Raw genomic sequence first — 12,904 nt, 5'->3', positions numbered from 1 at the left:
TGTGAGGAGGCAGGCCGTGGCTGCATTACGTTTAAAGCTGGATTTGCAATTGTTCTCGGGAGAGAAAACGGAAGCGGCAACGCCTAAGAAAAAACAAGAAGCCCGCAAAAAAGGGCAAGTGGCCAAAAGCATGGAAGTGCCGGCCGCCTTCATCTTGTTTTTCTCCTTCTTATCGTTTTTCTTGTTCGGAGGCTACATGAAAGAGCGACTCGTCGGTTTGTTTCGCTCGATCTTTATCGATTTTCTCAATATGAACGTCACCATGGATAACAGTATGGTGTTATTCGAAAAGATCGCCACACAGATGTTTTTGATTCTTGGTCCGATTTTTTTGATCTCGATGGTCATCGGCGTTGTCGGTAATTATGTGCAGATCGGCTTTTTGTTTACGGGCGAACCGCTCATGATGAAATTCAGCAAAATTAACCCTCTCGAAGGGGCAAAGCGGCTGTTCTCCATGCGGGCCATCGTCGATTTTCTCAAATCGGTGCTCAAGATGACGGTCATCGGCGTTGTTGTTTATTCGACGCTAATGGCGGAAAAGGACAACATACTGCAGCTTGCGCGGCTGCCGCTGGAAGAAATCATCGCTTTCACCGCCTCCTTGACACTGCAATTGGGAATTAAAATCGGTTTGATTTTGATCGTCATGTCAATTTTGGATTACATTTATCAGCGTTATGAGTATGAGAAGAGCTTGCGGATGTCCAAGCAGGATATTAAAGACGAATATAAGAAAACGGAAGGGGATCCGCTGATTAAAGGGAAGATCCGCGAGAAGCAGCGCCGCATGGCACTGCAGCGGATGATGCAGGACGTTCCTAAAGCGGACGTCGTCATCACGAACCCGACGCATTTTGCCGTCGCGCTTCAATACGATGCCTCCAAGATGCAGGCGCCTACCGTTATCGCCAAGGGGACCGATTATATCGCCTTGAAGATAAGGCAGATTGCCAAGGATAACGGCATCATAACGATGGAAAACAAACCGCTCGCCCGCGCTTTATACGCGCAGGTTGAGATCGGAGAATCGATACCGGCCGATATGTTTCAGGCCGTAGCCGAGGTGCTGGCATACGTATACAAAGTTAAAGGAAAAGCGAACTAATCCCGGAAAGGAGGACACCCTGCAATGAAAGCAAAAGACCTGGTCGTGCTGATCGGCGTGATCGGCATCGTTCTGATGATGGTCGTCCCGCTGCCGATATGGTTGCTGGATGTCCTGCTGATTATCAACATATCGGCTGCTCTTATGATCATTTTGATCGGCATGAACACACAGGACGCGCTTCAGTTCTCCATTTTTCCGTCGCTCCTGCTCATCACCACCTTGTTCCGGCTTGCGCTGAACGTATCGACAACAAGAAACATTTTGGCCCATGGGGACGCGGGCAACGTGGTCAGCACCTTCGGATCGTTCGTTGCCCAGGGTAACATTGTCGTCGGCTTTGTGGTATTTATCATTTTGGTGCTGGTGCAGTTTATCGTCATTACCAAAGGCTCGGAGCGGGTTGCCGAGGTAGCCGCACGGTTTACGCTCGACGCGATGCCGGGGAAACAGATGAGTATCGACGCGGATTTGAACGCAGGGCTGATCAACGAACAGCAGGCCAGAGAACGACGCGAGAAAATTTCGCGCGAGGCCGACTTTTACGGCGCGATGGACGGTGCGAGCAAATTCGTCAAAGGGGATGCGATCGCGGGTATTATCATGCTGCTGATCAATATCATCGGCGGTTTGATTATCGGAATGGCGATGAAAGGAATGTCGCTTAGTGAAGCGGGAGCGCTCTATTCGATCCTGACGATCGGGGACGGTCTCGTCAGCCAAATTCCGGCGCTGCTGATCTCTACCGCAGCGGGGATTATTGTGACGAGGGCGGCTTCCGAAGGAAACTTGGCGCATGATTTGACATCGCAGATCTTTTCTTATCCGAAGCTGCTTTATATTGTAGCGGGAACGATTACAGCGTTGGGCATTTTCACGCCGATCCATCTGATCACTACATTGCCGATCGCTGCCGTGCTTGCATTCGCAGCTTACAAAATGCAGCAGACGATGAACCGCAAGCAAGCTGCTGAAGTTCAGCTTGAGGAGGAACAGCAGATCGAAGAAGTACGAAGCCCCGAAAGTGTCATCGGCTTGCTGCAGGTCGATCCGATCGAGTTCGAATTCGGCTACGGACTTATCCCGCTGGCGGATACGCAGCAGGGCGGAGACCTGCTCGATCGCGTCATTCTCATTCGCAGACAGTGCGCGCTCGAGCTCGGAATCGTCGTACCGGTGATCCGGATTCGCGATAATATTCAACTGCGTCCGAACGAATATGTCATAAAAATTAAAGGCAATACGGTCGCACGCGGCGATTTGCTACTGGGTCACTACTTGGCGATGAGTCCAGGAATCGATGACGATTCGATTACAGGGATCGATACGCTGGAGCCGGCCTTCGGGCTGCCGGCGCTATGGATTGACGAACCGACTAAAGAACGGGCCGAGCTTTCCGGCTACACGGTTGTCGATCCGCCATCCGTCGTAGCGACGCATTTGACGGAAATTATTAAAAAGCATGCTCACGAGCTGCTGGGCCGCCAGGAAACGAAGGCGCTTATCGAGAACGTCAAGGAGCATCACCCGGCGCTGGTCGACGATTTAATCCCGAACGTTCTGTCGATTGGCGACGTACAAAAAGTGCTGGTCAAGCTGCTTCGCGAAAAAATATCCGTCCGCGATCTCGTCACCATTTTGGAGACGCTCGCCGATTACGGTACGTATACGAAGGATCCGGAAGTGCTGACGGAATATGTCCGGCAGGGGTTATCCAGACAAATTACGCAGCAGTACACGATCGGTGGCGAGTCGCTGAAGGTCATTACCGTCGGGCCGACGCTCGAGAAAAAAATTGCGGAGTCGGTACAACAGTCCGACCAAGGCAGCTATCTCGCGCTCGATCCGACGTCCAGCCAAGTGATCTATCAGAAGGTTACCGATCAAGTAACCAAGCTGCTTCAAGCAGGTCAGCAGCCAATCGTTCTCACCTCGCCCACCATTCGCATGTACTTGAGGCAGCTGCTTGAACGCACGATGCAGGACATTCCGGTCTTATCTTACAGCGAGCTGGAACCGAGCGTTGAAATTCAGAGCATGGGGGTTGTTAATCTATGAGAGTGAAGCGGTATGTCGTAGACTCCATGCCGGATGCCCTGCAAAAAATTCGCACGGACCTCGGGAAAGACGCTGTCATCATCAATACGAAAGAAATTCGTTCCGGCGGATTTCTCGGCATGTTTTCGAAGAAAAAGATCGAAGTGATTGCTGCCACGGATTCGGCAGCCGGAAGCGGACAACCGGCTACCGGCAGGTCGGCCACCGCTACCTTGGCGAAGCCGGCTGCCCCGGCGGCTAATACGCTTGTGGGGAGTACGGCTGCAACTGCCGCTTACGGGGTGCAGCGGGAACGGGAGCGGGAAGTGCAGCCGACGCTTTCGTTTCCCGAAGTGCCGGACGTGCTCCCGGCAAGCCCGCCTCCTCAGGCCGGTCCTGTTGGGTCTCCGCCGGCATCCGTCAGCAGCAGAGCAAAGGAAGATACGCTGCTTGAAGAGATCAAGCAAATGAAAGAAATGATGCAGAAGCTTTCTTCACAGCGTATGCCGGAGGCAGCCCAAGATCCGGTTTTAGTGGAACTGGAGCGCCGGCTGCTCGATCAGGAGATCGACTCGCAGATGGTTCAGGAGCTTCTGGCCCGGGTATCGGAGGAAGCCGAAGCCGAGGACATTCCGATCACGGAACAATTCGCGGTCCATTCTCTCCGGAACCAGCTCCAAACGCTGCTTCAGTCGCAGGACGGCAAAGGGATCGCTTCCGATACCCGAATCGCTCATTTTGTCGGGCCTACAGGCGTCGGCAAAACGACGACGATTGCCAAGCTGGCTGCGGAACAAGTGCTGAAGCACCGCCGCAAGGTCGGGTTCATCACCTCGGATACGTACCGCATTGCCGCGGTGGAGCAGCTCAAGACGTACGCTACCATTTTGAACGTTCCGCTTGAGGTTGTGTTTTCCCCGCTGGATTTGAACAAGGCACTCGAGAATTTGAAAGACTGCGACCTTATTTTTATGGATACGGCCGGTCGGAACTTCCGCAACGAGATGTACGTTTCGGAGCTCAATGCACTGCTTCAATCCGGAGGGAAGAGTGAAACGTTCCTGGTGCTCAGCCTAACGACCAAATATAAAGATATGAAGGCCATTACATACAACTTCAGCAAGTTCAAATTAGACAAAGTATTGTTTACGAAAAGGGACGAGACCGATTCGTACGGCGCCGTCGTTAACCTGATCCGCGATTTCGGATTGCAGACTTCTTATATCGCCAACGGACAGAGCGTTCCCGACGATATCGAGGAGTTGAACGAGAGGCAGCTGATCGATTGGATTCTGGAGGATAACAACCATGAATGATCAGGCACAAGAGCTTCGGAATCTGATCAGGCATCGAGCCAACTCCGCAGAAAAGCCGACACGCATTCTCGCTGTCACAAGCGGTAAGGGCGGGGTCGGCAAATCGAACTTTACACTTAATTTTGCTCTTGCGCTTCAAAAAAAAGGGTTCAAGGTACTTGTTTTCGACGCCGATATCGGTCTGGCCAATATCGACGTGCTGATGGGAATTACGCCGAAGTACAATTTGTATCATTTATTGAAAAAAGAAAAGACGATTTGGGATATCATTCATAAGGGTTATAACAATTTGCAATTCATCGCAGGCGGATCCGGTTTTAACGACCTGATTCGGCTGTCCGAGGAACAATTGGATTATTTTCAAGAGCAAATCGGCCAGCTGAACGGACATGCGGACTTTATTATTTTCGATACGGGGGCCGGGTTGTCCAAAGAAACGCTCAAGTTTATCGTTGCCGCACAAGAAACGATCGTGGTGACGACGCCAGAGCCGACCTCGATTACCGATGCGTATGCCATTATCAAAATGGTAAGCGCGATGGATTACGACATTCGCTTCCGGCTGGTCGTCAATCGGGTGACCGATTGGCGGGAAGGCAGGCAAACCGCCGAAAAGATCAGTATGGTCGCCAAGCAATTTTTGAATCTGGACATTCCAACAATCGGCTACGTGCTTGATGATGCTGCGGTATCCAAGGCCGTAAAAAAGCAGGTGCCTTTTACCGTAGCTTTTCCGTCGAGCGGCGCATCCAAATCGATCTACGATCTGACCGATGATTTTATTGCGAACCAAAAGCCGGCGGAAATGAGCTCGGGGGCGGTCAAAGGCTTCTTGAACCGAATGATTAAGCTGCTTAAATAAAAGAGAACGTCCTCCGACCTTCAGATTTCAGACACAACGCAGAGGAGTGAAACGTATGCAGCCTTATGATGTGCTTGTGGTGGATGACTCGGTTTTTATGAGAAAAATCATCACCGACCTTATATCGGGGGACCCGGCGCTGCGGGTAGTAGGAACCGCAAAAAACGGCAAGGAAGCCGTCGAGCTGGTCAAAAAATTGAATCCCCATGCTGTCACCATGGATATTGAGATGCCGGAAATGAACGGGTTGGATGCGCTTCGCGCGATCATGAATGAGCACCCGGTTCCGGTCATCATGTTAAGCAGTCTGACCCAGGAAGGCGCGGCGGAGACCATCAAAGCGCTCGAATGGGGGGCTGTCGATTTCGTCGGAAAACCGTCGGGTTCGATTTCACTCGATTTGCATAAAGTCAAGCAATTGCTGCTCGAAAAACTGCACATCGCGGTAAAAACGAACATGCGCAAGCTGTCTCGTTCCGCGTTGAGCAAGCCGTCGCTGAAAGCGCCGGAGGTGCCGAAAGATCCGCGGCCGTTCTCGGAACCGGCCCCAAGGATGGAACGGCGCCCCGCTACAGGTACGGCTGGATTCGAACATATCGTCGCCATCGGCACCTCGACCGGGGGGCCTCGGGCGCTGCATCAGGTGTTGTCCGATTTCCCGGAGTACTTTCCCGCTCCGGTCGTTATCGTCCAGCATATGCCTCCTAACTTTACCAAGTCGCTGGCGCAGCGGCTCGATTCCGTTTCAAGGCTGCGGGTGGTTGAGGCGGAAGCCGGCATGATTTTGGAGAGCGGCACCGCTTATATCGCCCCTGGCGGCTATCATATGACCGTCGCTCGCAATGGGAACCATTCTTACAAGATCCATCTGACTAAAGAAGATCCGCGCGGCGGACACCGGCCGTCGGTGGACGTGCTTTTCGAATCGCTGTTGCCGATGAGGGAGCTTAAACGCCACATCGTGCTCATGACCGGTATGGGCTCCGACGGAGCCAGAGGGATGCTGGCGCTGAAGCAATCCGGAGCCGTAACGACGATTGCCGAATCGGAGGACACCTGCATCGTTTACGGGATGCCCCGTGCGGCGGTGGAGCTGAATTGCGTAACGCATGTGCTCCCCCAGCAGGAAATTACCGCGAAGCTGGTACAAGCCGTCGCCCGCGAGCCCTGACTTCCGGGTAAGCCTTGATAGAGCAATTACCATGATGGAGGTGTAGATATGGAAATGAATCAATACCTCTCGATGTTTATCGATGAGTCGAGAGATCACTTGCAAGCGATGAACGAACAGATGCTCAGTCTGGAGAGCAGCCCGGAAGACATCACGATCGTGCAAAATATTTTTCGGTCGGCGCATACGTTGAAAGGAATGTCGGCGACGATGGGATTCGAAGATCTGGCGTCGCTGACTCACGAGATGGAGAATGTGCTGGACCTCGTCCGCAACCATAAGCTGAAGATGGATTCGTTTATTTTCGACTGCCTGTTCAAAAGTCTGGATTCCTTGGAATCCATGGTTGAGAACATCATTCAAGGCGGTACAGGCCAAGCGGACGTAACCGAAATCGTTGCCGCGCTGAAGTCCATCGTTTCCGGCGATTACACCAAGAGCGGCGGAGCCGGAGGCACGACCGCCAAAGCGGCGCCAACAACTATCGCCGGGGGAGAGCTTGACGAATTTCAATATTCGATTCTTCTCCAGTCCATCGAAGCGGGTATTCCTGTACTTCGCCTGGAAGTAACGGTTCGACAAGATTGCGTGTTAAAAGCGGCGCGCGCTTATATGGTGTTCAACGTGCTCGAGCAGAACGGGGAGGTCATCAAGTCCAATCCTTCCGTGGAAGATATCGAGCAGGAGCGATTTGATCAATCGTTCGTCGTTTATTACATATCCCAAATCGACAGCGATGAGCTGCAAAAGCAAGTCGCGAGCGTATCCGAAATCGATAAAGCGGACGTCATCGTTTTGGATCAGACCAAGCTGACTGAGCTTATGAGTCCGCCTTCCGGGTCCAACGCAGCGGCCGCGCAGGCGCAAGCCGAGACAGCCGCCGCATCGACGCAGGAAGCGCCGAAGCAGGAAGCCAAAAAAGCGCCTGCTGCAGGCGGTGCCCCTGTAGCCGGACGCACGATCCGCGTCGACATCGAGCGGCTTGATACGCTGATGAACCTGTTCAGCGAGTTGTTGATCGATCGGGTACGGTTGGAGCAGCTTGCCAGCGAAATTCGCCGCAGCGAACTGACGGAAACCGTCGAGCATATGTCACGGGTCAGCAGCGATTTGCAAAATATCGTACTGAAGCTGCGCATGGTGCCGATCGATACCGTCTTTAACCGTTTCCCGCGCATGATCCGGGATGTCGCGAAGACGCTGGACAAAAAGGTAGATCTGATCATCACCGGCGCCGATACTGAATTGGACCGGACGGTCATCGACGAAATCGGCGATCCGTTGGTGCACTTGCTCCGGAATGCCGTCGACCATGGCGTGGAGCCGTCTGCCGAGCGCGTTGCCATCGGAAAGCCCGAGACCGGAACGATTCATCTGCGCGCGTATCATAGCGGAAACCATGTGTTTATCGAGATCGAGGAAGACGGACGCGGCATCAACCGGGACAAAGTGTTGAAAAAAGCTCTGGAAAACAACGTTTTGACCAAGGAACAAGCCGAGCGCATTACGGATGACGAGGTCAATCAGTTGATTTTTGCCTCCGGCTTCAGCACCGCGGATAAAATATCGGACATCTCCGGCCGCGGGGTCGGACTTGATGTCGTGAAGACGAAGATTCAAAGTCTCGGCGGACAAGTCCAAGTTGATTCGGTATGGGGGAAAGGTTCCAAATTTTCCGTTCAGCTGCCGCTGACGCTGTCGATTATCTCGGCGATGCTGATCCGGCTCAATAACGAGAAGTACGCTATTCCGCTTTCTTCCATTGTGGAAACGATGGCTGTCCGTCAAGAACAGATTCGCTCGGTTCACGGCAATCGCATGGTCGAGTACCGTACCGGGGTTATCCCGCTCGTATCCTTGGCCGATCTGTTCGATGTGCCGGGAGGTACGAATATTTCCGAGAACGAGACGCAAGTGGTCATCATACGCAAAGGCGATAAAATGGCTGCGCTCGTCGTCGACGAATTTATCGGCCAGCAGGAAATCGTGCTGAAGACGCTCGGCAAATATTTGACCAAGCTGTTTGCGGTTTCCGGTGCAACCATTCTGGGAGACGGACAAGTCGCGTTAATTATCGATACGAATGCCTTGATTAAATAGCGGGACGCAAAGACGGCTACATTCACGCGATAACTTAAGGAGGCTGCGAGTATGGGAGAAGAATTGAAAGTCATCGTGTTTACTTTAGGAAAGGAAGAATACGGGGTAGAGGTCGAGAAGGTCCGCACCATTGAACGGATGCAGCCGATGACCAGGGTTCCGAAAACGCCCGAATTTGTCAAAGGCGTTATCAATTTGCGCGGTGTTGTTACCCCCGTCATCGATCTGCGCGGCCGCTTCGGATTTCCGGAGACCGAGTATACCGACAACTCGCGGATCATTATCGTTGCCGTCGGCGACATCGAAGTCGGCCTGATTGTCGATTCGGCCAACGACGTCATCGATGTGGATTCGGATCATATCGACGATCCGCCGGAAATCGTAGGCGGCATTAAGGCCAAGTATCTTCACGGGATTGCCAAAGTAGGCGAAAGCCGGCTGCTTGTGCTGCTGAACCTGAAGGAAGTATTGACCAAGAGCGAGATCGTTCAACTGGAGAATGTAGAGGAGTAGGCCTAGTGGAAGCATTTAATTCTTTTGCCGATTTTCAAATGGATGTGCTGAAGGAAGTCGGAAATATCGGTGCCGGACATGCGGCTACTGCGCTCTCGCAACTGCTCGATAAGCCTGTAGATATGCTTGTGCCCAAAGTGCGAATGGTTCCTTTCGAGGAAATCGCGGACAGCGTAGGAGGAGCCGAGGAAGCCGTTATCGCTATATTTCTGAGAGTCGAAGGGGAAACGCCGGGAAATTTATTCTTTATCCTGAAGTTCGAGTCGGCCAAGAAGCTTCTTCGTAACTTGGTCGGAATGGACGCGGTGGAAGACGAAGAGTACTCCGAAATGGAGTTGTCCGCGCTCAACGAGATCGGCAACATTTTGGCGGGCTCGTACTTGTCGTCCCTGGCGGATTTCACACAGCTGAACATGCAGCCGACCGTTCCTTCGCTTGCGATTGATATGGCGGGAGCCATTCTGAGCTACGGCCTGCTCCAATTCGGTCAAATGGGGGACCAGGCGCTCTTGATCGACACGAAGTTTCTGGACGGAAGCGATGAGGTGGAAGGGCATTTCTTCCTCATCCCGGACCCGGAGTCCTTCGAACGTATTTTCGTTGCTTTGGGAGTGCATACTCCATGATCCAAGACAATCTGATTAAAGTAGGAATGGCCGACCTGAACGTCGCTCACTTGACCGGTGTGCTCAAGACGACGGGGCTCGGTTCCTGCGTGGGCGTTACCTTGTTCGATGCCAAGGCCAAAGTAGCCGGAATGGCCCACGTCATGCTGCCGACCTCGGATATTGCCAGAGAAGGAAAGTTGAACATCGCGAAATATGCAGATACGGCAATCCCCGAAATGATTCGCCTGATGGAGGATCTTGGGGCTCAAGTGAAGCGCATGGTTGCCAAAATGGCCGGTGGAGCACAAATGTTCGCATTCGGCTCCCAATCGGACACGATGCGGATTGGACCGCGGAATGTCGAGTCCTGCAAGGAAATGCTCAGCCGGTACCAGATCCCGATTATTGCCGAAGATACCGGCGGCAATTACGGGCGAACCATCGAATTCGACTGCGAATCCGGTATGCTCATGATTCGCAGCGTACAACACGGAGTGAAGGAATTGTAAACCTATGATCGGATCGATACGTTGGAACTTTATCGTAGGAGCCGCGGCATTCGTCATTACCTTTGCATTGTCGATCACCGACAATATTTGGCTGACTACCTTGATTCGCAGCTTCTACAGCTTTGTCCTGATGTTTGTAATCGTATTTTTGTTCCGTTGGCTGCTTGGCACGGTTGCTGGATTGGCGGGCGCTCCGATTCCTGAGCATTCGGAAGAAGAGGATGAGCTTAAAGGAACGGCGGTCGATGTTGTAACGCCCGATCAGGATGCGGAGCTGCATCAGATGCTGAAACCGTCGCCGGGTCCGAAGGACGCCGCGGAGACCGATTTTTCCCCGCTGAATCCGCCGAAGCTCTCAACGAAGATACAAGGGAGTCCTGACGAATTGGCACAGGCGGTTCGCCGAATGTCTGAAGAATAAGGATGGTGACCATCTGTCATGATCGCGCAAAAATCCCATTTGGCGAATATCGATGTTTGGAAGCAATGGAGAGAAGACAGACAATTGAAAGCGAAGCAGGCGCTCATCGAAACGTATTTGCCGTTGGTCGATTACGTTTCGGGTCGTCTTTCCATCGGTCTGCCTAAAAACGTTTCGAAAGAAGATTTATCGAGCTGCGGTATTATGGGCTTGATCGATGCCATCGAAAAGTTCGACTACGAGCGGGGACTGCAATTTGAAACGTATGCCTCCTGGCGTATTCGCGGAGCGATGATCGACGGGCTCCGTCAAGGCGACTGGGTTCCCCGTTCCGTGAGGGAGAAGGCCAAGAAGATCGAGGACGCTTATCAAAAGCTCGAACAGCAATACTTGCGTTCCGTAACCGATAGTGAAATCAGCTCTTATCTGGATGTCAGCGAACAGGAATTTCAACAGATGGTACAGGAGATCGCAGTGACGACCGTCTGTTCGATCGACGATCCTATCCGGGAGGAAGATTCGGAGACACGGCTTTCTTTGTTAATTGACGAAAAGGTGAAAAGTCCGGAATCCAAAGTAAATGAAGTATATTTAAAGGAAACGTTAGCTAAAGCTATCGAACGGTTGACGGAAAAAGAGCGGACCGTCGTATCCCTCTTTTATTACGAAGAATTGTCTTTAAGCGAGATCGCCGAAGTCATGAATCTTTCCCCATCCAGAATATCACAGCTGCACTCAAAAGCGATTCTGCGGTTAAAAGGTTCTTTGAGCCGTCATAAGTCGCAGCTATTTTATGACTAAGGGGTCGGAAAGTGGGGAGAATGATGGCCGATCTGGCGATGCCGCTCAGCTATTATATGGATATTTCGTTGTCCGACGACAAGCTGTTCGCTTACCTCAAGTTTGCGAATTGCGAGGATTCGTTCCGCGTTACCAAAGGACAGCTTATGGAATTGATTGCCTCGTATCACATCGTATACGGCATAGATGAGGAGAAAATCGCCGCGATTGTAGACGATCCAAAGGCGTTCTTCTTCTCTCAGACGGTGATCGCCGAAGGCGATGCGCCGAAGAATGGTCAGGACGGGCGTGTCCAGATGATGTACGATTTGGACGACAAATCCAAACGCCCGGCCGAGCTGGAGGACGGCAAGGTCGATTATAAAGAAGTGACAACGATCCATAACGTGAAAAAGGGGCAGTTGATCGCCCAAAAAATTCCGGCCGCCTTGGGCGTCCCGGGACGCGCGGTAACCGGGGAAACGCTTTTTGCGAAGGACGGGAAGGATGCGCGCCTCAAGCTTGGCAAAAATGTCGTGACCGACCCGGAGCAGACGGCCATTTATGCAGCCATTGACGGAATGGTCACCAAGACGGACCGGGATAAAATCAATGTTTTTCCGATCTTTGAAGTGAACGGGGATGTCGACTATAATGTCGGAAATATTGATTTTGTCGGGTCCGTCGTCATCCGCGGCAACGTGCTGCCGGGCTTTCGCATCAAAGCGGCGGGAGATATCCGCATTACAGGTAGCGTGGACGCCGCAGAGTTGGAGGCAGCTGGCTCCATTGAGATCAGCGCGGGAATCCTTGGGCATAACAAAGGAACGATTCGTGCCGGAAAACGGGTAAAAAGCTCTTTCATCCAGGATGCCAATGTCGCAGCGGGAGAAGAAGTGCTGGTCAGCCAAAGCATTATGCATTCTCAAGTACGCGCGGGAAATCAAGTTGTATGCAAAGGCACCAAGGGACTGATTGTCGGAGGAATGATTCAAGCGGGCGACGCAGTCATTGCCCGGACGATCGGTAACTCTATGTCGACGGCTACGGTCATCGAAGTCGGGGTCTTGCCGGAGCTCCGCAACGAGCTTCAGCAGCTTCGTATCCAGCAAAGAGCTTTGAGCGAGAACCTGGATAAGACGGATAAGGCGCTTGTGCTGCTCGACCAATTGGCAGCCACGGGGCAGCTTGGGCCGGACAAAGTGGCGATGCGGGTTAAGCTGAACCATACCAAGAAACAGGTTACGGAAGAAATTGCGAGCTCCAGAGAGCGAATGCTGGAAATTGAGAGATCGCTTGAGGACTCGGAAAAAGCAAAGGTCGAAGTCATTGCCAACGCCTACAGCGGAACGAAAATCGTGATCGGCCGATATACCAAATTCATTAAAGATACTTCTCCCCGCGTTAGGTTTCAACTGATCGACGGAGATATCGCGATGCTTCCTATCGTATAAAGGCTGACGTACGCGTACAGTTCGA

At 52.4% G+C, this 12,904-nt stretch carries 12 protein-coding genes; all 12 read left to right on the top strand.

Going from position 1 to position 12,904, the window contains the following annotated elements; all coding sequences use genetic code 11:
* The first annotated feature begins 16 nt into the window (after positions 1-16).
* From flhB to NI000_RS01320, 12 genes are read left to right on the top strand one after another with little or no spacing between them, the layout of a single operon-like run.
* A complete protein-coding gene (gene flhB / locus NI000_RS01375; protein ID WP_253407000.1) occupies positions 17-1,108 on the top strand; it encodes a flagellar biosynthesis protein FlhB in 1,092 nt (363 codons plus the stop codon).
* Positions 1,109-1,132: 24 nt separating this feature from the next.
* The gene (gene flhA / locus NI000_RS01370; protein ID WP_253406999.1) at positions 1,133-3,166 is read left to right on the top strand and encodes a flagellar biosynthesis protein FlhA; all 2,034 of its coding nucleotides are present in this window, start codon (positions 1,133-1,135) and stop codon (positions 3,164-3,166) included.
* Positions 3,163-4,461 carry a flagellar biosynthesis protein FlhF gene (gene flhF / locus NI000_RS01365; RefSeq protein ID WP_253406997.1) on the top strand — a complete coding sequence of 433 codons (1,299 nt, stop codon included), beginning with the start codon at positions 3,163-3,165 and terminating at the stop codon, positions 4,459-4,461. The genes flhA and flhF overlap by 4 nt, the downstream gene beginning before the upstream one ends.
* Positions 4,454-5,323, top strand: a complete 870-nt coding sequence (locus NI000_RS01360; RefSeq protein ID WP_253406995.1) for a MinD/ParA family protein — start codon at positions 4,454-4,456, stop codon at positions 5,321-5,323. Before flhF ends, NI000_RS01360 begins: the two co-directional genes overlap by 8 nt.
* A 55-nt stretch (positions 5,324-5,378) precedes the next feature.
* A complete protein-coding gene (locus NI000_RS01355) occupies positions 5,379-6,494 on the top strand; it encodes a protein-glutamate methylesterase/protein-glutamine glutaminase (protein ID WP_253406993.1) in 1,116 nt (371 codons plus the stop codon).
* A gap of 48 nt (positions 6,495-6,542) precedes the next feature.
* Positions 6,543-8,594, top strand: coding sequence for a chemotaxis protein CheA (locus NI000_RS01350; protein WP_253406992.1), 2,052 nt, complete (start codon positions 6,543-6,545; stop codon positions 8,592-8,594).
* A gap of 51 nt (positions 8,595-8,645) precedes the next feature.
* Positions 8,646-9,107 (top strand): chemotaxis protein CheW, encoded by a 462-nt coding sequence (locus tag NI000_RS01345; protein ID WP_036676403.1) that lies wholly within the window; start codon positions 8,646-8,648, stop codon positions 9,105-9,107.
* 5 nt (positions 9,108-9,112) lie between these two features.
* Positions 9,113-9,733 carry a chemotaxis protein CheC gene (locus NI000_RS01340; protein ID WP_253406989.1) on the top strand — a complete coding sequence of 207 codons (621 nt, stop codon included), beginning with the start codon at positions 9,113-9,115 and terminating at the stop codon, positions 9,731-9,733.
* Entirely contained in the window at positions 9,730-10,224 is a 495-nt protein-coding gene (locus NI000_RS01335; RefSeq protein ID WP_054972315.1) for a chemotaxis protein CheD, read from the top strand. Before NI000_RS01340 ends, NI000_RS01335 begins: the two co-directional genes overlap by 4 nt.
* A 4-nt stretch (positions 10,225-10,228) precedes the next feature.
* Positions 10,229-10,645, top strand: coding sequence for a hypothetical protein (locus NI000_RS01330; protein WP_253406987.1), 417 nt, complete (start codon positions 10,229-10,231; stop codon positions 10,643-10,645).
* A gap of 18 nt (positions 10,646-10,663) precedes the next feature.
* Positions 10,664-11,446: a FliA/WhiG family RNA polymerase sigma factor gene (locus tag NI000_RS01325; protein WP_251602969.1), complete on the top strand. Its 783-nt coding sequence runs from the start codon at positions 10,664-10,666 to the stop codon at positions 11,444-11,446.
* Positions 11,447-11,469: 23 nt separating this feature from the next.
* A complete protein-coding gene (locus NI000_RS01320; protein ID WP_253407415.1) occupies positions 11,470-12,879 on the top strand; it encodes a DUF342 domain-containing protein in 1,410 nt (469 codons plus the stop codon).
* Positions 12,880-12,904: the final 25 nt, after the last annotated feature.

Source organism: Paenibacillus tyrphae, assembly GCF_024158745.1.
GTDB lineage: Bacteria > Bacillota > Bacilli > Paenibacillales > NBRC-103111 > Paenibacillus_G > Paenibacillus_G tyrfis_A.
Note: the sequence above shows the minus strand (reverse complement) of the source record. Positions and strands in the feature narration are given on the sequence as shown.

What these genes read in the sequence shown, in the direction of transcription:
- flhA (WP_253406999.1), top strand. Translation starts at nt 1,133, where the DNA reads ATGAAAGCAAAAGACCTGGTCGTGCTGATCGGCGTGATCGGCATCGTT.
- flhF (WP_253406997.1), top strand. Translation starts at nt 3,163, where the DNA reads ATGAGAGTGAAGCGGTATGTCGTAGACTCCATGCCGGATGCCCTGCAA.
- NI000_RS01360 (WP_253406995.1), top strand. Translation starts at nt 4,454, where the DNA reads ATGAATGATCAGGCACAAGAGCTTCGGAATCTGATCAGGCATCGAGCC.
- NI000_RS01355 (WP_253406993.1), top strand. Translation starts at nt 5,379, where the DNA reads ATGCAGCCTTATGATGTGCTTGTGGTGGATGACTCGGTTTTTATGAGA.
- NI000_RS01350 (WP_253406992.1), top strand. Translation starts at nt 6,543, where the DNA reads ATGGAAATGAATCAATACCTCTCGATGTTTATCGATGAGTCGAGAGAT.
- NI000_RS01345 (WP_036676403.1), top strand. Translation starts at nt 8,646, where the DNA reads ATGGGAGAAGAATTGAAAGTCATCGTGTTTACTTTAGGAAAGGAAGAA.
- NI000_RS01335 (WP_054972315.1), top strand. Translation starts at nt 9,730, where the DNA reads ATGATCCAAGACAATCTGATTAAAGTAGGAATGGCCGACCTGAACGTC.
- NI000_RS01330 (WP_253406987.1), top strand. Translation starts at nt 10,229, where the DNA reads ATGATCGGATCGATACGTTGGAACTTTATCGTAGGAGCCGCGGCATTC.
- NI000_RS01325 (WP_251602969.1), top strand. Translation starts at nt 10,664, where the DNA reads ATGATCGCGCAAAAATCCCATTTGGCGAATATCGATGTTTGGAAGCAA.
- NI000_RS01320 (WP_253407415.1), top strand. Translation starts at nt 11,470, where the DNA reads ATGGCCGATCTGGCGATGCCGCTCAGCTATTATATGGATATTTCGTTG.